Source organism: Proteiniphilum sp. X52 (assembly GCF_003712195.1).
In the GTDB taxonomy this organism is placed as follows: Bacteria; Bacteroidota; Bacteroidia; order Bacteroidales; family Dysgonomonadaceae; genus Proteiniphilum.
Genome location: NZ_RDSD01000007.1, coordinates 51,933 through 71,564 on the forward strand (window position 1 = coordinate 51,933; position 19,632 = coordinate 71,564).

The following is a 19,632-nucleotide window of genomic DNA, read 5'->3' on the forward strand; positions in this document are numbered from 1 at the left end:
AAATGTCAACGATGTGCTGAAACAAAAGTGTCAACGATCTGGTGAAATTTATCACTTAATTCTTAATTCTTAATTCTTAATTCTTAATTCTTAATTTTTAATTTTTAATTCTTCACCACAATCCTTCCTCGTTTTATTACCGTCTCCACGATATTCATCCCCACATGATAAGGCAGGAATTTATAGGAAGGGAATTGGAGCAATATAAGGTCTGCCTGCTTACCGACATCGATGCTGCCGATGTAGTCAGCCCGGTTGATGGCTGCCGCACTGTTGATGGTGAAAGCGGAGACTGCTTCTTCGGGCGATAACCGCATGTAAATACAAGCAATGGCGAAGAGCAACGGTACCGATGCGGAGAATGAGCTTCCGGGATTGAGATCGGTAGCGAGCGCTACCATACAATCGGTATCGATCATCTCCCTGCCCCGGGCATATTTCTCCCGCAATGAAAAGGCAGTAAGGGGTAATAGTGTGGCTACCACATCTGCTTGGGCCATGGCCCGGATTCCTTCGTCTGATGCCTGCAACAGGTGGTCCGCAGAGAGACAACGAAGCTCTGCCGCCAATTCGGCTCCTCCCATTGGCACTATTTCATCAGCATGCATCTTCAACAGGAATCCATGCTCGCGCGCGGCTGCCAGGTAGCGGCGCGATTGTTCCACGGAGAAAACACCTTTCTCGCAGAAGATATCGACCGCTTCGGCCAACTTTTCTCCCGCCACCAGAGGAAACATCTCACGGATATTGAAATCGACAAATTCGTCTTCTTTCCCCTTCCACTCCTCCGGTATGGCATGAGCTCCCATAAAGGTTGGTATGATATCCATCGGATGGGTTTCATTCAGGCGGCGCATCACGCGGAGCTGTTTTAGTTCGGTATCCCTGTCGAGCCCGTATCCGCTCTTCCCTTCCACAGTGGTAATACCCAGCCGCATCATCGCGTCGAGGCGCTGCCTGCCGGATTCCATCAACTCCTCTTCCGTCGCTTCACGTGTAGCTCGGGTCGTATTTACAATACCTCCTCCGCGGTTCATAATATCCATGTAGCTATCGCCCCGCATCCGCCAGGAGAACTCCTCCTCACGGTATCCGCCGAACACGAAATGGGTATGCGGATCGACAAATCCGGGAAGCAATGCCTTGCCGCCAGCATCGATCAGGGTGTAATCCCGTTCGCTTACAGGGATCTCTTCCCCGGGATGAAGCACATGAGATATGATGCCGCCGGTCACGATCACCGTTCCGCCTTCAATCACGTGCAAATCAGACATCTCCCTGCCCCGTTTTCCTTCAAAACCGCTGCAAGTGACCACCTGGTCGGCATTTTTTATGATTAGGTTATTCATCTCTCCCTTTTACATTTATCACCATCAAACCTCCGGTGAATGGAGCAAAACTTGGCATTCATCTGTCTGTTATTTTTCACTATTGCTTTTCATGGACTCCTATCATTCCATTAAACGGGTTTCAAGTACCTGATTGACGGAGAAATTCTCGAGACCGAGATAGTATGCGGCCGTATCGACCAATGCTTCCATCGGAACAAGTCCGATCACTTCGGCGCCCACCACAGTCACTCCGTAACGTTGCGCTTCGATGCGCACCAGCTCATGGGCCCGGTAGATGGCTGTTTTGGTGTAGTCGGTCAGGTTCATCGATACCTGCGTGATGCCGCGATCTTCCAACGCCACCCCCATCGCTTTGCAGAACCGCAATCCTCCGCCTACATGGCGTACTTTTTTGCTGATGGCGGTCGCGATCTCCACATTATTTGTTCCCAGATTCACGTTATAAGCCACCAACGGCATACGTGCCCCAATGGCAACCGCTCCTGCCGTGGGATGTGGTTCGGAAGGGCCGAAATCGGGTGTCCATTCCGGCAGTTTCATCTTATCGGACAATCCTTCAAATTCGCCTTTGCGTACAGTCGAAAGATTTTCACGATGCGTTGCCGAAGCCGATTTCTCGTAAAGATAGACCGGCAGGCCGAACCGCTCTCCCACCGTTTGTGCAACCTCTTTCGATAGGGCGATCGCCTCCTCCATGGTCACATTTTTAATCGGGATAAACGGCACCACATCCACCGCCCCCATGCGGGGGTGCTGGCCACGGTGTCGTGTAAGGTCGATCAACCCCACTGCTCTTCCTATCGCTTCAATCACCGCGTTTTTCAATGCTTCCGGTTCACCTGCCAGGGTAATCACCGACCGGTTATGATCCGCATCCCCACTGTAATCCAACAGTTTCACACCCTCTTTGCCGCGGAATGCATCCGCAATCTTCTCGATCTTTTGTTTGTCTCGCCCTTCACTGAAATTGGGCACACACTCCATGATTTTGTTCATATACATATCATTTTTGAAGGTCATTTACCGAAACTCTTTGGTTGATAAATTATATATTCTTGTTCCGGTATGGTCTTTATCATCTGAAAAACAGATTTCAATTTCGTCATGACTGATATACTTTGCCCCACATAACCACCCTATTGAAGTCATCGATAAAAAATAATTGTTTATCGGAAAAGGAGAAAATTCCTCTAAATTATATCTTTTAACCATATTTCCGGATTCATCATAAATAACCATAACATCAACCCCATATCCGAGTGAACTCCAATTATCAAAAGTAACAATTGATTTTCCATCATTCGCAACAATTACAAAATTCGGGGCAACCCTATTTATCAATTTTTTATCCCATATCTTTATTGTATCGGAATTATAGATTTCATATAATATGGCATGGCAATGTACGATAGTGGTGTCTTCCGCTGAAAACTTACTCTTCTTTTTCGGTTTAGCCGAACGCCATTTAGAATAATTCTCAGGAATTTGGGTAGGGTATACTTTCAATAAAAACCGGCCGTTTTCAGACTTGTAGCTTTTGATGGAAGGCGGCCCCCATACATCCGGGTGAATTGTCCCGGCAAAAAAAACCACAATAAACAGTAAAACAAATCTTTCTTTCATGCTTCCTAAAGATTTTTTCGATATACTTTCACCATTCTCTCCTTTTTTTCCGGTCGTCCCACGTTTGGAATCATCCAGCATCTAAAGGCCATCTAACGCATCGAATACCTTTTGATCCACAAGATTGGGTTCGGTGATATGGTAATCGCCTTCATGTGACCGGTTGAACGCACTCACGGTACTGATGGCGTTAGGATTACGCGCCCATGAACGGCGCGCCACACCTCCCATCACATCCCATAACATGGCTGAACGCAGTATCTCATCCACCCGCCGGCTACCATCGCACACCATAGCGAAGCCCCCGTTGATGGCTTTCCCGACACCCACGCCACCACCGTTATGCAACGCCACCAGGCTCATGCCGCGGGCCGCATTGCCGGCAAAGCACTGCACCGCCATGTCGGCCATCACGTTGCTGCCATCCTTGATATTGGCAGTCTCCCTGAATGGAGAATCCGTACCGCTCACATCGTGATGATCGCGTCCCAGCATCACGGGCCCGATCTCACCGTTACGCACCATTTCATTCAATTTCAGTGCGATCTTCAGCCGTCCTTCCGCATCCTGATAAAGAATACGGGCTTGGGTACCGACTACCAACCGGTTTTTCTCCGCATCACGGATCCATATCCAGTTATCACGATCCTGTCCCCGTCGGTTGGGGTCGATGCATTCCATCGCTGCCCGGTCGGTTCTGGCCAGGTCTTCCTGCTTTCCGCTCAGGCATACCCAACGGAAAGGGCCATAACCATAGTCGAACAGTTCAGGCCCCATGATATCCTCCACATACGAAGGCCAGATAAATCCCTCTTTCTCGTCCCTGCCGTTCTTCGATATCTCCTTCACTCCAGCATCATACACCGCTTTCATAAAAGAATTGCCATAGTCGAAGAAGTAAGTGCCTTTGTCCACCAATTTGCGGATCACATCGAAATGGCGTCGGAGCGATGCATCGACCAGTTCCCTGAATGTCAACCGATCTTTATGTAATAGGCGGGTACGCTCTTCAAAGGTGATGCCGACGGGGCAATAACCACCCGTATAGGGTTCATGACACGAAGTCTGGTCGCTCAGCAGTTCTATATGGATATTGTGTTGTTCCGCGTATTCCAGCAGATCGACAATATTTCCGTGGTAAGCGATGGAGAGTGGCTCTTTGCGTTTAATCGCGTCGTCCGCCCAATGGAATGCCTCGGGCAAATCGCCGGTGATGCGTCGCACCCATCCTTGTGAATGACGTGTTTCAATACGTGAAACATCCACCTCGGCAATAATCGAAACCGCGCCCGCAATATCCGCCGCTTTGGGTTGAGCGCCACTCATCCCGCCCAGACCGGAGGAGACAAACAATCGTCCCCTCAGATCACCGTCTTGCGGAATACCCAACTTCAACCGGCCCGCGTTCAACAGCGTATTGAATGTCCCATGGACGATGCCTTGCGGCCCGATATACATCCATCCGCCGGCAGTCATCTGCCCATAGTTGGCCACACCCATCTGCGCGGCTACCTCCCAATCGGCCAGGTTATCGAACATGCCCACCATCATCGAGTGGGTGATGATCACCCTGGGAGCATCCGGCCTCGACCTGAACAGTCCCAGCGGATGCCCGCTCTCGATCACCAATGTCTGTTCCTGGGTCAACTCCTCCAGATACATTTTGATCAGCCGGTATTGCATCCAGTTTTGGCATACCTGTCCGGTTTCACCATAGGTGACCAATTCATAGGGATAGAGCGCGATATCGAAACAAAGGTTATTATCGATCATCACCTGGAAGGCTTTTCCTTCCACGCATTTTCCTTTATACTGATCGATGGGTTTGGCTTTCAGGTCCCCTGCGGGGCGATAGCGATAGCCGTAAATCCTCCCTCGGGTCTTCAGCTCTTCCAGAAATTCGGGTGCTAACTCCGCGTGCAATTCGGAGGGAATATAACGCAGCGCATTTTCCAATGCTGTTTTTGTCTGGCGGCTTGTCAGGCTGAACCCACGGTCAGGGGCACGACGGATTCCTTCGTAAAATACGGGATATGAAGGCAATTGATTAGGTAAGGTTATTCGCATTGCTGTAAATTTTGATGCCGGAAGTAGCTCAACCTACTTCTTCACAAAAGTAGCAATTGGCTGCATTTTAAACAAACATTGATCTCACCTAAATGTCAAAAAAAACGTTAAAGAGCTTGTGGGCGGAAATGCCTTCTGATCGATGCCCCGCACCGGTATAAGAACAGCCTGGCCATCCCGCAGATCCCGCTTCCTCAGGAAAAAATAGAAGCCACGGAAGAGATCCGGGGCGTCAGTCAGCAGGGATACCGGCAACTCAATCCTTCAGGACCTTCCATACTTCCACCGGATAGTCTGACTCAATGATGTCGGGACTTAACCTGATTGCTTGTCTGTAGGCAGATTCTCTTTCCTCGGCTGTTTTTAGCCGATCGAGTGATGGAGCGTATGACACCATGCATCTGACACCTTTGGCCCGCAACTGTTCGACAATATGTCTGTTGGAGTCGTTGATCGTCTGTCCCACATAAGCAATCATGCACTCCCAGGGGACACCGGAAATAGCCATATCTGCCAATTCTTCATCCGTCCTTGCAAACACTGACAACATGATTCCCGGTAATCTGTCGGAATAATATCTTGCCTGTGCTCCGGTGTGTACTGTAAGCATTACATGCTTTTCCGCCTTGTGCTTCTTGATTAACTCCACAATCATATGAAGCGGTACATCTTTCTTATCAAGATTGACAACGGTCTTGCCTTTACTCCATTTGATCACCTCTTCGAGGGTGGGTATTTTGGCGGAAGTGACATTTCCTTCATGATCTTTCAACCTTACCGATTGTAACTCGGAAAAGGTGTAATCGGAGAGATTGCCGGTTGCATCAGTAGTCCTGTCCAGTGTGGCGTCATGCATAAGTACAATAACACTATCTTTGGTCAGGCGGGGGTCGACCTCGAAGAAAGCAGGCATTTGGTTCAACACATGCTGGAATCCTTCAATGCTATTTTCCGGATATCCGGCCTCACGCCCGCCTCTGTGCCCACTTAAGAGTATTGAACTGTCTCCTTTGTAAGCAAAATATTGACGCGTATCCCCAAGCTTTTTAAATTTAATATAATTCTCCTCACCCTCCTTGGTCTTACAACCGTGCAAGAAAGGCGCTGAAACCAATAAAAGAGAAATTACAAAAAACAGGTTGATGTTGATTTTTATAGCAGCCATTTTATAGATTATCTTAATAAAGTATTCATTTCCCAAAAGGACAACATAAAGGTAGAAAAAATAATAATACGCACAGCGGAATAGAGTATGTTTTTTGCCGTATTGTGGGAAACACAATCGCCGGGCTCCCGTTAATTTTGTATCTTTGAAATGTTTTATATATGTCAATAGAATGTTTACCAAACAATCCGATAACACCGGGATAAAAGTCTTTGAAATATGAATTATAAATTGGAAATCTGCGCCAACTCTGTCGCCAGTTGTTTGGAAGCACAAAGGGGGGGCGCTTATCGTGTGGAACTTTGCGCAGCCATCCCCGAGGGGGGAACGACCCCTTCCTATGGCGACATGGCCATGGCCAGAGAGTTATTGGATATCAAACTCAACGTGATCATCCGTCCTCGAAGCGGCGACTTTCTTTATTCGTCCTTGGAACATAAAATCATGTTGAAAGATATCGAGATAGCCCGCCAATTAGGGGTGGACGGTGTAGTGGTCGGCTGTCTGACGGCAGAGGGGGACGTAGACATGGGGCGTAACCGGGAGTTGATCGAAGCTGCCGATGGCATGAGTGTCACCTTTCACCGCGCATTCGACATGTGCCGCGATCCATTCGACAGTCTGGAGAAAATTATCTCGTTAGGATGTCACAGGATACTCACTTCGGGACAACGGCCACGGGCGGAGCAAGGTATCCCGCTGCTGAAAGAGTTGGTACAACATGCGGGAGATCGTATCATCATTATGCCCGGCAGTGGCATCAATATGGATAATATAGCCGCTATTGCAAGGGAGACCGGCGCTAAAGAATTTCATCTTTCGGCAAGAAAGCCGGTGGAAAGTGGCATGATCTACCGCAATCCCAATATTAAAATGGGGGGTACCATGGTGATGATCGAGGAATACGAACAACAGGTCACCCATTCCGAATTGGTCCGCAAAACAGTGGCTGCATTGGAAAAGCTGAAACAATAATGCCGGTCTTACCACAGTAAACTCGGGGAACGGCTAATGTAACCGTTTTCTGTAAAATATTGAGGTCTAACAGATAAAAAACACATACATATAGTTCATAGTGTTAGATGTTATTATTATATTTGTACCATGATACATTTTTCAGGTCGAATATTATTTTTCACAGATCATGGATCACATCGAAAATAATTAAGAAGCTGTTTTGAATTTTTTCATCCATTGTTTTTTAGCCATTTTTTGATGGATTTGGATTTTCATTGATTGAAATGTGGCGGGCCACTTAAAAGAAATGAAAGTTCAAAGGCGCGAAAAAGGGCAAAAAACAATAGGAAAGAGTGGAAAAACAAGCGTGAAATAATTACTCGTAAAATTCAAAACAGTTTTTAAGTCTTAATCATATGAAGAATATACATTTTGTTTTTATAATCTTGGTTGCAGTGATAATATCTTCCTGTAGCGAGGAGCATTCGAATCCCGCTTATGAGCCTGGAATATACAAACCTTATAAACAGGTCATTTCAGACATTTATGCTTTTACAGATAACAAGGAAATTGACGGAAGTTCAATAAAAATAACCGGCCCTGCCGGTAAGATGGGCAATATTTATATTGTAGACATGGAACCCAGGGTAGATGTGCTGAGAGAACCCACCATACGATTTACCACCATTCTTCTGGGAAAAGGAAATACGGCCAGAGTTGTTTGCCCAACTTGCCTGGACACCTCCATGCAAATAAATGTGAAAAACGACAGCCTCTTTTTAATACCGAAAAATCTGAGCGAGGTGGTGAAATTTGCCCCCTATACCGAAATGGGACTTGCTGTTGTAAGCGGAAAAGAAGCGGATCTTCATGCCACTTTGCAAGGTAAACTCATCGAAGGAGGATTTTTCCTATCCACCTATAATATTTTCATCAAATCTTCAACTATTACAAGGGGCAGCACAGACGCCAATTACCTCGATCTCGATTATCTTAAAGGCGAACTGAAAGCAAATGACACTTTGGTATATGTGAAAAAAGAGACTTATTTCAAAAAACCATAGGCAATATTCTCATTTCAAAATTATTTCTGAAGCGAATAAAGCAATTTTATCTCTTCTGCCCAAAGCGATTCATCGGGGGTTTCAAGGATCAACGGCAGGTCGTCGAGCCTGGGGTCGTTCACGATAAATGAGAACAGATCCATGGTCATCAAGCCTTTTCCGAGGCTGTCGTGCCGATCCACGCGCGAAGCCAGTTCTTTCTTCGAGTCGTTGATATGCATCCCTTTTAAATAATGCCAACCCACTATCTGGTCGAACAGATGGATTGTCATGTCATAACCGTCCCTGGTTCTGATCTCGTAACCGGCGGCCAGTGTATGCGCGGTATCAAGGCAAACCCCTACCCTAGTTTTGTCTTCCACCTTATCAATAATATGGGCAATCTGGTCAAATGTGTATCCCAGGTTGGTTCCCTGCCCGGCGGTATTCTCGATGACCGCTGTCACTCCATGAGTCTTTTCAAGCGCTATATTGATCGACTCGGCAATCCTGTCGAGGCAGGCGTCGATCGGCATCTTGTTCAGGTGGCTTCCCGGATGAAAGTTAAGCCGGTTGATTCCCAACTGTTCACATCGCCTCATCTCATCATTAAAAGCGGCTCTCGATTTGTTGAGTCCCTCCTCTTCGGGATGTCCCAGGTTGATCAGGTAACTGCTGTGAGGCAGTATATGATTGGGGGAGTAACCGCATTCTTCACAACGTGATTTGAAAAGGTCGATATTCTGTTGGGTATAGGGTGAGGCAAACCACTGTCGTTGATTCTTGGTAAAGAAGGCAAACGCTTTTGCCCCGATGGCATACGCGTTAAGGGGGGCGTTTTCCACACCGCCCGACGCGCTGATATGAGCTCCGATAAATTTCATGATTATTTATATTTTAATGGACAAAGATACGACGATAAAGGTTCAAAGCAAAAGAGCAACCGTCAGAAAAAGAGGGTACGCAATGAAAATATCTTTTTACCGTTTAAGGCCGAATTAAAATCTTCGATCAGTTCAGGATGATTGTTTTTCAGATGCGACCTGACAATCGACAGTGATTCCGAATATTTATTATATACTGTTTTTTTGCTCACGGACAACACTTTCGCGGTTTCTTCCACCGACCAGTCATTAATCCGCAACCAGAATGTTTTCCGCACCACATAGGGCTGTTTATCCAATGCTTCACGGATTACCAGTAATAACTCTTTTTCATCCAGTGCAGCAGTAATATCCTGATAGTTGAACGCCATGGTTTCTTCCAATTGATCTATGGAGACCATATCCTTCAATGTTTCCCTATATACATCCAACACTCTGAAACGAAGGTATCTCAACATATAGGATTGTACTGAACCCTGCTCGTTGCATTTCAGGAAAGAGGGATCTTCCCACACCTTCATCCAGAACTCCTGAATAAGATCGTCTGTCCGCTCCTGATCGTTCAATGCCTGGTAAACAAACTTATAGACTAGTTTGATATAACGGTCATAAAGCAAAGCAAAAGCTTTCCGATCTTTTTCCGAAATTAACCCAAGCAAAAAATAATCCGACTTTTTAATCATACGGTCTCCTTAACTGCATCTGATTTCACTACAAAGAAACATTATTTCATCCATAAAAAGGCCCATAAGCCAAATTAAGTTTTTACTGCGAAAAAATTACAAAAATGTTACTTTTTTTTATTCATCGAAAAATGGTCGCTTCACAAACGTCACAATAATAAACATTCTAAGATAGACCAAAAAGCGCATTAAGCTTTATTAACCAAAAAGTCAGGGAAAAACAATCCCTTCATTCCGTAATATATATAAGAAAGAACCGAAAATGAATATGGATAAAGATAATTTGCCTGAAAAAAATAATGAAGAAAAATTTTTATTAAAATATTTTCTTCGGCGCATTCATAACAACGAAACCACTCAAAAGGAGAAAAATGTCATAGAATTATTAAAGCAGTCTTATGAGCCGGCTCGGGGAACGAGAAGGCTAACCGACAAGGAGTTAAAGCAAGCTATCACAAGGAACCGGAGAGAAATCATGAAAAGGATCGGGTCCCCCCGATATTCCAAAGGAAAGACTATACGGCGGATTCCTCTATTTATAGGAAGCAGCGCCGCCGCAATAGCCTTGCTTCTTATCTTATTGACATTCCCGTTCACCAAAGATACCTCTCTTACAGGCACAACAGCAATATCGTCGGAATTTCCCGCGATTGAGAAACAATTCACAACCGGCAACGATATGAAAAAGATCGTACTGGCCGACGGCTCTACCATTTTCCTCAATCAGGGGACGACTATCAGCCTGCGACAGGGAAAATTCAACGCTCATACCCGTGAAATATGGCTGGATGAGGGAGAAGCATTCTTCGATGTAAAAAAAGAGGCAAGCCGGCCGTTTATCGTTCATACTCCCAATGGGATCCGTACACAGGTATTAGGCACTTCTTTCAATATAAGGGCGTATGCCCAACTCGAAGAACAGGTGATCTCGGTCAATACGGGCCGTGTACAGGTATACGATGAAAAAGAGAATAAAATCATCCTGGATCCGGATTATAAAGTCTCTGTCAAAAACGGGAATAACGAGTTTGTAGGTGGTAAAACAGATGCCGGAAACATGGCCGCATGGCGGTCGGGAACCATCATGCTGGAACAGGCGACCATCAGGGAAGTGGCTTTCAGGCTGAAACAGACATTTAATATTACCCTGATCTACGATCATGCTGTGAATGACAACCAAAGGATAGTGACATCATTCACTTTAAACACGCCACAGGAAGAAATACTTACCACAATATGTAAATTATATAATGTGCATTATAAGAGAAATAATAACAGAGTTGAATTGATTAAATAAGAAAAAATTATGGGAATTAAAATGGATGGAATGCGCAGGATCACTCTCTCAGTCGCCCTATTATGCTGGGTGGGCCTTGGGAGTTTGTCCGCTACCGTGCAGAATGCAAGTAGTTTTCCTGCCGAGTCGATGATACACAGGTTGGAGCGACTCAATGAAATTGGAAAGACTACAGGGCAATCCGTGTCATACAACGCTACCGAGATTCAGAATGAAGAAGCTCCCGCATTTGATGCTGAAACCAACAATATGGAAGAGTGGTTGTACAAATCACTGAGCGAATCGGAATTCACATATGAGAAGAGGAATAATAACCATTACCTCGTTGTTCGAAACAAGCAGGCGGAGCCTGAACCGGAACAAACACAGCCGGTGTCGGTTCTCTCCGGACGTGTGACGGACATGCAAAACGAGCCTCTTATCGGCGTAAATATTGTGGAAAAAGGGACTTCCAACGGGACCGTGACCGATATAGAGGGGCGGTACTCTTTATCGGTTCCTGCCGATGCGGTGATCTTGTTTTCTTATATTGGATACACTGCCCGAGAAATACCTCGTGACGGGCGGAGCACGATAGACGTCGTATTGAATGAAGATTCCGAATTGCTCGATGAAGTGGTTGTGGTTGGCTATGGTACACAACGCAAAGTTAATTTGACGGGGTCTGTAGGTGTGATCTCATCTGAAGACCTGATAAAGAGACCGATAGCCAATGTGTCTACCGGTTTACAGGGACTTGTTCCGGGGATGACTGTTACAGCCAATGCAAACGGAGGATTACCGGGGCAATCCAATGCTACTATACAAATCCGGGGTGTTGGCTCAAGAGGCAACAATAATCCCCTTGTATTGATCGATGGCGCGGAAGGAGATATGAACATCATCAATCCGAATGATATCGAAAGCATCTCAGTATTAAAGGATGCTGCTTCTGCAGCCATCTATGGGAACAGGGCCGCCAACGGAGTTATCCTGATTACCACAAAAAACATATCGGGGAACGAACGCGCGCCACGTATCAGCATTGACACATATTATGCCGTGCAAACACCCACCAAGCTCCCCAAAATGGCTGACAGCCCTACATTCATGGCATGGGAAAATGAGGCTCAGGCAAATGTGGGAGGCATTCAGAATTATACACCGGAGGATATTCAGAAAGCCATTGACGGAACAGATCCCAACTATTATGCTAACACCAATTGGATTGACGCAACATTCTTATCGTCAGCTCCGCAATACAACCTGAATGCCAGTGTCGACGGCAAAGCACGAAATATGGGGTACCTGCTTTCTTACGGCTATCTGAATCAGGATGGTTTGACCGTGGGCAAATCTACACATACAAACCGGCACAATATCAGGTTAAAACTCAATACAAGAGTAGCCAACCGTTTCGACATTACAGCGAATATGGGCTATATTGACCGCCAATTCTCTGCACCTAATGCGTCTTTCGACCTTACCGGAGGTGCGTTGTATAACGCTATGCGGACAAGACCCACCGTACCAGTACGTTTTACTGATGGTCGATGGGGTTACGGGGGCGGACAAACCAATCAGGTGGCTTATCTTACCGACGGAGGTGGACAGCAGTTTTCCTCACAGGAATTTACGGGCAATTTCTCTGTAAAGATGGATATTCTCGAAGGATGGACGGCTTCTGCCAATTATATTACACGCCAGTCAAACAGTTTCAGGAACCTGTTAAGTAAGACTATCCATTTCTATTATCCGGAAACGAACGATATATGGTACACAACGAACACCCCTAACTCAATAGAAAACAAAGATTATCGGACCCTTAGTCAAACCCTGTTCGCGCAAACCGATTATAAATTAAATATCGGCGATCACTCTCTCAACGCGATGCTTGGGTTTCAACAGGAATGGCAGAGAGCCGACCAGTTCAATGCTCTCAGAAGAAACCTGATCACGGAAAAAGACCCAATCCTTGACTTTGGTTCACCTGATTCTCAAGCTAACAGCGCAACCGCGAACCATTGGGCAATGCGTTCCGGATTTGGACGGATCAATTACAATTTCAAGGAACGTTATTTATTGGAAGCCAACCTGCGGTATGATCTTACCTCCCGCTTCATCAAAAGGAACAGGGCGGAATGGTTTCCTTCATTCTCGGGGGCGTGGCGTATTTCCGAAGAAGAGTTTATGAGCTCTACAAAGGATTATCTAGATCAATTGAAAGTCCGTGCCTCATGGGGTATATTGGGGAACCAATTCTCGACCGGATCCGACAATTACCCATACATGTCCCGTATCGCCAGTGTCACTGTTCCCACCATAGGAGGTGTGGCCAACGACGGGTACGCCGAAACCTATATCGGCAATCCCAATCTGTTATGGGAAATGCTGCATACAACCAATATCGGGATTGACGCCAACTTCTTGAACAACCGTTTATCTTTTACCGGAGATTACTATATACGTAAAACCCGGCGAATGATATACCAGAGAGAGTTGCCCGCCGTAGGTGGATTTCCTTCGGTCATGGATGAAAACGGAGGAGAAATGCAAAACAAAGGCTGGGAACTTGAGATTGGCTGGCAAGACCGTATAGGAACCGATTTCACCTACGGAGCCACATTTATGCTGGCAGATGTGAAAAATAAAATCACCGAATGGGAAGGTGCCATTATCGGATCTGATAATATCACTATGGTCGGTTATCCCGATAAGGCTCTTTACGGATTGGTTGCCGACGGAATTGCCGTGCCCACCGATTTTGAAAAATACAATCCTGTCTCAGGGAAATATGAAAATCCGAAATTCCCCATCATGTCGGGAGACGCCGGATTGGTACAACCAGGTGATATAAAGTATAAGGACCTGGATGGTGACGGTGTCATTGATCTTGATAATGACCGGAAAGTGGTAGGTAGTTCCATTCCCCGCTGTACTTACTCTTTTAAAGGGAACATGGGGTACAAGGGATTCGATCTCAGCTTCCTGTTTCAGGGAGTAGGAAAAGTAGACGGATATATTTACGGGCCTGCCCGCCATGCGTTCACCGATCAGTCAACCTATCCACAATGGTTCCATGCCGATCGGTATCAGTCATCCAATCCCAATCCCAATGCAGCTTATCCGCGTTTCACATACAATCAGAACTACAACCAGCGCTTTTCTACTTTCTGGATGGAAAATGCCGCCTATCTCCGGTTAAAGAATTTACAATTAGGATATACGCTTCCTACCAAACTAACTCAGAAAATCAATGTCGATCGGTGCCGGATATATACATCTGCAGACAATTTACTCACGCTTACAAATTATTTTTCTTCGGCCGATCCCGAAAGACCAGTGCAGGGCGGAGGAAACTATCCGCAAATCAAGACATTTGTGTTCGGTGTGAATATAACACTTCACTAAACCAAATAAACCTCAATATGGAATAAGCATAAATCAATTTGATGATGTTACAATGTGACAATTCGGTAATTATCAATAGACAAATAAATCGTTAAATTAATTATTCGTTCGGGTTCTATACACCATAATGAAAAAATAATGAAAAAATAAAATGAATATCGTATGAAAAAGAATACATTATTAATACTGGTTCTATTCCCGTTTCTTTTTTCCTGTAACGACAGTTTTCTGGAAAGAGCTCCTTTGGATGAACTCTCTGACGAAAACTTCTGGGAATCGGAACTACAGGTAAAGAATGCCGCTAATGCCTGTTATTGGGCTTTGTCAGGAAAGGACTTGCCCATCAACATGTCGGAAGGGCTGAGTGACAATGCTCCCTGGTATACGATGAGTGGGTGGCGACAAGTTGGTAGTGGATTGTACGGATCCGATTTCAGTACGTTGAATACCCGTTTCCGGGATTCTTACAAGCAGCTAAGAAGATGTAACCACTTCCTTAAAAATTACACGAGAGCTACCACGGTAGATCCCGCAATATTAGAGAGTTATGCCGGGGAAGTCCGTTTTCTAAGGGCTTTCATCTATTTCTATCTTACCAGTTTCTGGGGAGATGTTCCTTTTGTGACAGAACCTGTAAATGCTGGAGATGACGCCATGATGGCTCCTCGGACATCGAGGGAAACCATCGTCGACTTTATGTTGGATGAGTTAAAAGAAGCAGCCGAAAGTTTACCCCCACATATCAACCCTGCAACTACCGACTTCGGGCGTATCTCTGGTGCCGCAGCAAAGGCATTTGAGTCGCGTGTGGCATTACAAAACAAACGCTGGGAAAGAGCAAGGGATGCCGCCAAAGAATTGATGCCCGGCGGGCGATTCGCCTATCATCAACTTTATTCCACAGGTCGTCCGAACCAGGACTATTTTGATCTGTTTACGTTTATAGGAAGGGCCTCCAGAAATGCGAACAACAAAGAAGCCATTTTGTCGTATGTATATAATTTTGAACTCTCCAACCCAACCCGGCATAATTTAAGTAGGGAACTACAGGTACCCGATCAGATCATTCGTTTCAATCCGACAAAATCTCTTGTCGACAGCTACTTGTGTATTGACGGATTACCGATCGACAAATCGCCATTATATAAAGGAAACGGCACCTATACACCGGCCTACAGCGCTTACGACAGTGTATTTGTAAACCGTGATCCAAGACTCAAACAATCCATCGTATATCCCGGCTACGACAAATGGTACGGAAAAGTGGACGGTAGAGGCACAACCAATCCTGACGAAAACGCTTCCAGAACGAACATTTTCAGATCTCCCAAATTCAATAACGACGGTAGAGGTGCCGTAACTAACACAGGATATTACTGCCTGAAATATTGTGAGCCTTCAAGAGTTTCGATTTACAATCAGGATGATAATGATATTATTCTCATTCGTTACGGAGAAGTACTTCTGAATTATGCGGAGGCTATGTATAATCTGGGGAGCCTTAATCAAAGCGTAATAGACGAAACCATCAATCTCCTTAGAGACAGAGTGGGTATGAAAAAAATGGTACTGAGCGAACTGGATGCCAATGGCTTGGATCTGAAAACGGAATTACAACGTGAACGCCGTGTGGAACTTTTCATGGAAGGGCATCGCTGGTTCGATCTGGTAAGATGGGAACAAGGATATGAATTGGGAGTGGACAAATCTCAAACTCCAGAGCGGCAGGAAATGGGAATTTTGAAAGGTATCCGCAAGGATTATGCCTATGATCAGTCAGTATTTACATCCAGCAAGAAATTCGACAAGAATGGATTTCTTATTTTTGATGATTCCCGTGTTTTTGAAAATCCTAAAAATTACCTATTCTCCCTTCCCTACAGACAAATGGAACTGAATCCGAATCTGCGGCCAAATAACCCTGGATGGGAGGACTAATCAAACAAAAATAGCACTCGATAATGAATAAATTAAAATATATAGTGTGTTCCTTATTGTTATTACTAGCATCTGGGACATTGACATCGCAAACCACTATCCGGGTATTGAACATCAATACCCGCATGTCCGGACAAATGGTCGGATACAATGCTGCCCCCTTTGCAGATTATATTGAACAGTATAACCCTGATTTCGTGATGTTACAGGAAATAGATTACAAAACAGCACGAAACGGATTCCGTGATTTTACGACGGAACTGGCAGCGGAAACTGGATATTTTTCAGCTTTTGGACGCGCAATCGCATATTCCCAGGGAGAATATGGAGTAGCCATCCTCTCCAAATACCCTATTGAAAAAATATCCAATACACAACTGACCGGCAACGCCAGCGAAATGAAAGAAATGCGCACTGTCTTGTTTATTGATGTAATCCTACCCGATACAGGTGAGAAAATACGTATGGCAGTAACCCACCTGGATCACTCGACCGACGGTGTAAGACAATCTATGGTGCAGCAATTGAATGGGGCTATCGGAAGTTCTTTTCCCACTTTACTGGCAGGTGATTTCAACGCATTTCCCAGTGAGACGGCAATAAGTACCGGGATGGCATCATGGAAAAGGGTATGTAATAATTTCGCTACATTTCCGGCTTCCAATCCGTCCCGTAAGATAGATTACATCTTCGCCCAACCAACCGATAAATGGAATGTAAAATCATACCAGGTATTATCCAATAGCGCGGCAATAACAGACCATTGTGCCCTGTTAGCAGAGGTTGAACTTCAATAAGGAAATGTTATGAAGAAACAAATCAATTTATACCTGATTGCATCATTCTTCTGTTTTCTAATATCCGGTTGCTCAGGAAACGATAATGAAGAGCCGGAGCCCGGGACAGAATGGGATAAAACGCGAACGGCAAGAGTGTCGTTTGTTTCCGATTTAACGGGAAATAATCCTTTTACTGCCCACAATTACAATGCAGTGAGTTCGGCAATAAAAGGAAACGACAGCCATGTTGTTATACTGGACAGGGCCAATGTAACTTATGGAACGCCACGGATTAACCCGGGAGCCAATATTGCCGTTTTAGCTGAACGATTTCCTATTTTCGTTCCTGTTTCAACAACAGAAACGGAATACAGAGGGAGCGTTCTATTATATGAGAAACCTGTCCCAGAAATGGAACAAACAATTGTCGCAGATGCATGCAGAATGATACCGATTACTGTTGAAATTAAGCAAGGTCTTACAGTTCGTACGGCGCTCCTCTCTTTTGACTCCGAAAATCAGATATCAGTTTCTGCGAACCTTTTCAGATCGGCCCAAACATCTTCGACCTTGGTGACCGGTACGATCAGGAGAAACCTCGTGCCTACTCTGGAATCCCTAATTTCCACACTGACCGACGGCACATATACACTGGAAATAATAGAGAATTCCGCCAAGAATAGTGAATATGCTATTTATCTGTTCGGCTCCATGAAATGGAAGTTCCGGGATTTCACCGAGGGGTCGGTCAGCGGAAATATAAAACACTTTCTGTTACAGGTGGAGTTCCTATAATGTAAAAACCATCAATAGGATAATACAAATCGGATCATGGTTATCCAAGCCTTACAATAGTAGAATATAAACAATTTAAAAACAAACATATATGAAAAGGTGTAAACAGATAATTTATACGCTATTGGCATTGAGTCTGGCTATATTTGCCACCTGTAGCGATGGGGAGGTCGCTGTGGATTATACCGACGATAATGCTTACCCGCCGCCGGCAGTAAATATTACCTCTCCCACATCATTGGAAGAAGCCTTATTCCAACAAACCCAGCGGGTGACAGGGAGTATTGAATCCCGCAATGGATTACGCGACATCTATATTACATTGCTCAAAGGCAATGCTGATGTGGGATATGAAGAAATAAGCAGAAATAACAGGGTCTTTCAAATACTCGATAGTTTTCCCCATGAATTGGATTTCTCTCTGAATATATCTCTCTCCGATGCGTCGACAACAGCGATAGGCGTATTTGCTACCGATATTTATACAAAAACCACCATTACTCCTATCGTGATAGAAAAACTCAAAGGAATACCGCCAAGGGTTACTCTCAACCCATCGGAAATCGACCAGATTGAACTTAATGAGTCCCTAACTATCGAAGGAACCGCTTCATCCGCCGAAGATCTGGCATCCATTACCTATGCATTGGTTAGGAAAACCCCTTATCTGGAACTGTCTACACCCGGGATAATTGAAGTTGGTTCCTCTGAAACAGAGAAGAGCTTCAGTTTCGATATCACGGTGGACGATGAGAGGGCAGATGCTATCAGTGTGGTTGTGACCGATAAAGAGGGATTTAAAACAACGGCGTATACAGACATCAAATCAATCACCGGCATACCGGAAGGCAGGGCGTTTATATTTGAGGATTTTGAAATGGCTCCTGAATGGGAAATTATGTCTAACGCCGGAGTAATCCCTACACAGCCTTACCTGTTCTCAATAGAAGGAATTCAAGTAGGTAATCAGATAAAAAATGTAGTGACACTGAAAGAAGCAGTGGATGCTCCTTCCGGAAGTATTGACTTTGCTTTTGTCAATATCTGGAGAAATTCCAGTCGGGTACCGGTTGGCAGCAGGGGCTTCGCATACGTCAGTGCTGCTCGTTTAAGTGGAGGCCCGGTAGGACGACAGGTTGATACGGATTGGCTCGGCGGCATGACAAAAAATGCCATTGGATTTAGAATCCTTTCCCAGGAAGAAGCTGCGACCCTTGATCTGGATAATTTCTTTGAAACAACCACCGGAAACTGGGAAACATTCGAAGCTTTATCCGCTTTGGATAGTTATGTTACTCCTGCTATGGCCAACAATGATGCCAATAGAGTATTGAGACAGCGGACTAATGCCGGAGCCAGCGGAAATTGCAGCCTGGAAATCACCTCCGGTACATACATTGCTTTCAGACGGGTAGTTAAAGGATCGGAGGATAAACTGGGTATCATGAAAGTTATTGAGGCCGCGGACGACACGGATGCAACCGATAATGACGGTTGCAAGATAGCCGATCCAATCACCGGAGGTACTACTCCCGGAGCCTCTGCCCATTACACAGGCCCTAATCTGCCGGGATTTGTATACGAAGGAGTAACCAAACTCTACGGCAGAACCACTAAATTGAAAATAATTGTACAGCAATAATGCAATGTTATAGATAA

The 19,632-nt window shown here is 45.2% G+C and carries 15 protein-coding genes; 8 read left to right on the top strand and 7 right to left on the bottom strand.

The window, feature by feature from the left end; all coding sequences use genetic code 11:
• Nucleotides 1-104: 104 nt before the first annotated feature.
• From hutI to D7D25_RS07480, 5 genes are all read right to left on the bottom strand, one after another.
• Nucleotides 105-1,349 carry an imidazolonepropionase gene (gene hutI, locus D7D25_RS07460; protein ID WP_122968351.1) on the bottom strand — a complete coding sequence of 415 codons (1,245 nt, stop codon included), beginning with the start codon at nucleotides 1,347-1,349 and terminating at the stop codon, nucleotides 105-107.
• 102 nt (nucleotides 1,350-1,451) lie between these two features.
• The gene (gene ftcD, locus D7D25_RS07465) at nucleotides 1,452-2,348 is read right to left on the bottom strand and encodes a glutamate formimidoyltransferase (protein WP_185140235.1); all 897 of its coding nucleotides are present in this window, start codon (nucleotides 2,346-2,348) and stop codon (nucleotides 1,452-1,454) included.
• A 24-nt stretch (nucleotides 2,349-2,372) separates the two neighbouring features.
• The gene (locus tag D7D25_RS07470; RefSeq protein ID WP_122968352.1) at nucleotides 2,373-3,056 is read right to left on the bottom strand and encodes a hypothetical protein; all 684 of its coding nucleotides are present in this window, start codon (nucleotides 3,054-3,056) and stop codon (nucleotides 2,373-2,375) included.
• Entirely contained in the window at nucleotides 3,057-5,042 is a 1,986-nt protein-coding gene (locus tag D7D25_RS07475; protein WP_122968353.1) for a urocanate hydratase, read from the bottom strand.
• Between the two features lie 256 nt (nucleotides 5,043-5,298).
• Nucleotides 5,299-6,207: a glycerophosphodiester phosphodiesterase family protein gene (locus tag D7D25_RS07480; protein WP_122968447.1), complete on the bottom strand. Its 909-nt coding sequence runs from the start codon at nucleotides 6,205-6,207 to the stop codon at nucleotides 5,299-5,301.
• A gap of 219 nt (nucleotides 6,208-6,426) precedes the next feature.
• Between D7D25_RS07480 and D7D25_RS07485 the strand changes: the two genes are divergently transcribed.
• The gene (locus tag D7D25_RS07485; RefSeq protein ID WP_122968354.1) at nucleotides 6,427-7,182 is read left to right on the top strand and encodes a copper homeostasis protein CutC; all 756 of its coding nucleotides are present in this window, start codon (nucleotides 6,427-6,429) and stop codon (nucleotides 7,180-7,182) included.
• A 398-nt stretch (nucleotides 7,183-7,580) separates the two neighbouring features.
• Entirely contained in the window at nucleotides 7,581-8,228 is a 648-nt protein-coding gene (locus D7D25_RS07490) for a hypothetical protein (RefSeq protein WP_122968355.1), read from the top strand.
• Between the two features lie 20 nt (nucleotides 8,229-8,248).
• On the opposite strand, the gene nfo is transcribed toward D7D25_RS07490, so the two are convergent.
• Both nfo and D7D25_RS07500 read right to left on the bottom strand, forming a co-directional pair.
• Nucleotides 8,249-9,091 carry a deoxyribonuclease IV gene (gene nfo / locus D7D25_RS07495; RefSeq protein WP_122968356.1) on the bottom strand — a complete coding sequence of 281 codons (843 nt, stop codon included), beginning with the start codon at nucleotides 9,089-9,091 and terminating at the stop codon, nucleotides 8,249-8,251.
• 62 nt (nucleotides 9,092-9,153) lie between these two features.
• Nucleotides 9,154-9,750, bottom strand: coding sequence for an RNA polymerase sigma factor (locus D7D25_RS07500; RefSeq protein ID WP_158602570.1), 597 nt, complete (start codon nucleotides 9,748-9,750; stop codon nucleotides 9,154-9,156).
• Nucleotides 9,751-10,042: 292 nt separating this feature from the next.
• Here D7D25_RS07500 and D7D25_RS07505 point away from each other — a divergent pair, with 292 nt between their 5' ends.
• The 6 genes from D7D25_RS07505 to D7D25_RS07530 all read left to right on the top strand — a co-directional run bounded on the left by D7D25_RS07505 (nucleotide 10,043) and on the right by D7D25_RS07530 (nucleotide 19,615).
• Complete coding sequence (locus tag D7D25_RS07505; RefSeq protein WP_158602571.1) at nucleotides 10,043-11,071, top strand: FecR family protein; 1,029 nt, start codon at nucleotides 10,043-10,045, stop codon at nucleotides 11,069-11,071.
• A gap of 9 nt (nucleotides 11,072-11,080) precedes the next feature.
• The gene (locus D7D25_RS07510; RefSeq protein WP_122968359.1) at nucleotides 11,081-14,461 is read left to right on the top strand and encodes a TonB-dependent receptor; all 3,381 of its coding nucleotides are present in this window, start codon (nucleotides 11,081-11,083) and stop codon (nucleotides 14,459-14,461) included.
• Nucleotides 14,462-14,623: 162 nt separating this feature from the next.
• On the top strand, nucleotides 14,624-16,399 hold the full coding sequence (locus D7D25_RS07515; RefSeq protein WP_122968360.1) for a RagB/SusD family nutrient uptake outer membrane protein: 1,776 nt from the start codon (nucleotides 14,624-14,626) through the stop codon (nucleotides 16,397-16,399).
• Between the two features lie 23 nt (nucleotides 16,400-16,422).
• Nucleotides 16,423-17,196, top strand: coding sequence for an endonuclease/exonuclease/phosphatase family protein (locus tag D7D25_RS07520; protein WP_255417231.1), 774 nt, complete (start codon nucleotides 16,423-16,425; stop codon nucleotides 17,194-17,196).
• Nucleotides 17,197-17,205: 9 nt separating this feature from the next.
• Nucleotides 17,206-17,973 (top strand): hypothetical protein, encoded by a 768-nt coding sequence (locus tag D7D25_RS07525; protein WP_122968362.1) that lies wholly within the window; start codon nucleotides 17,206-17,208, stop codon nucleotides 17,971-17,973.
• A 91-nt stretch (nucleotides 17,974-18,064) separates the two neighbouring features.
• Nucleotides 18,065-19,615, top strand: a complete 1,551-nt coding sequence (locus tag D7D25_RS07530; RefSeq protein ID WP_122968363.1) for a hypothetical protein — start codon at nucleotides 18,065-18,067, stop codon at nucleotides 19,613-19,615.
• Nucleotides 19,616-19,632 lie beyond the last annotated feature (17 nt).

What these genes read in the sequence shown, in the direction of transcription:
- D7D25_RS07525 (WP_122968362.1), top strand. Translation starts at nt 17,206, where the DNA reads ATGAAGAAACAAATCAATTTATACCTGATTGCATCATTCTTCTGTTTT.
- D7D25_RS07530 (WP_122968363.1), top strand. Translation starts at nt 18,065, where the DNA reads ATGAAAAGGTGTAAACAGATAATTTATACGCTATTGGCATTGAGTCTG.
- ftcD (WP_185140235.1), bottom strand. Translation starts at nt 2,348, where the DNA reads ATGAACAAAATCATGGAGTGTGTGCCCAATTTCAGTGAAGGGCGAGAC.
- D7D25_RS07490 (WP_122968355.1), top strand. Translation starts at nt 7,581, where the DNA reads ATGAAGAATATACATTTTGTTTTTATAATCTTGGTTGCAGTGATAATA.
- D7D25_RS07470 (WP_122968352.1), bottom strand. Translation starts at nt 3,056, where the DNA reads ATGCTGGATGATTCCAAACGTGGGACGACCGGAAAAAAAGGAGAGAAT.
- hutI (WP_122968351.1), bottom strand. Translation starts at nt 1,349, where the DNA reads ATGAATAACCTAATCATAAAAAATGCCGACCAGGTGGTCACTTGCAGC.
- D7D25_RS07485 (WP_122968354.1), top strand. Translation starts at nt 6,427, where the DNA reads ATGAATTATAAATTGGAAATCTGCGCCAACTCTGTCGCCAGTTGTTTG.
- D7D25_RS07510 (WP_122968359.1), top strand. Translation starts at nt 11,081, where the DNA reads ATGGGAATTAAAATGGATGGAATGCGCAGGATCACTCTCTCAGTCGCC.
- nfo (WP_122968356.1), bottom strand. Translation starts at nt 9,091, where the DNA reads ATGAAATTTATCGGAGCTCATATCAGCGCGTCGGGCGGTGTGGAAAAC.
- D7D25_RS07520 (WP_255417231.1), top strand. Translation starts at nt 16,423, where the DNA reads ATGAATAAATTAAAATATATAGTGTGTTCCTTATTGTTATTACTAGCA.
- D7D25_RS07480 (WP_122968447.1), bottom strand. Translation starts at nt 6,207, where the DNA reads ATGGCTGCTATAAAAATCAACATCAACCTGTTTTTTGTAATTTCTCTT.
- D7D25_RS07515 (WP_122968360.1), top strand. Translation starts at nt 14,624, where the DNA reads ATGAAAAAGAATACATTATTAATACTGGTTCTATTCCCGTTTCTTTTT.
- D7D25_RS07475 (WP_122968353.1), bottom strand. Translation starts at nt 5,042, where the DNA reads ATGCGAATAACCTTACCTAATCAATTGCCTTCATATCCCGTATTTTAC.
- D7D25_RS07505 (WP_158602571.1), top strand. Translation starts at nt 10,043, where the DNA reads ATGGATAAAGATAATTTGCCTGAAAAAAATAATGAAGAAAAATTTTTA.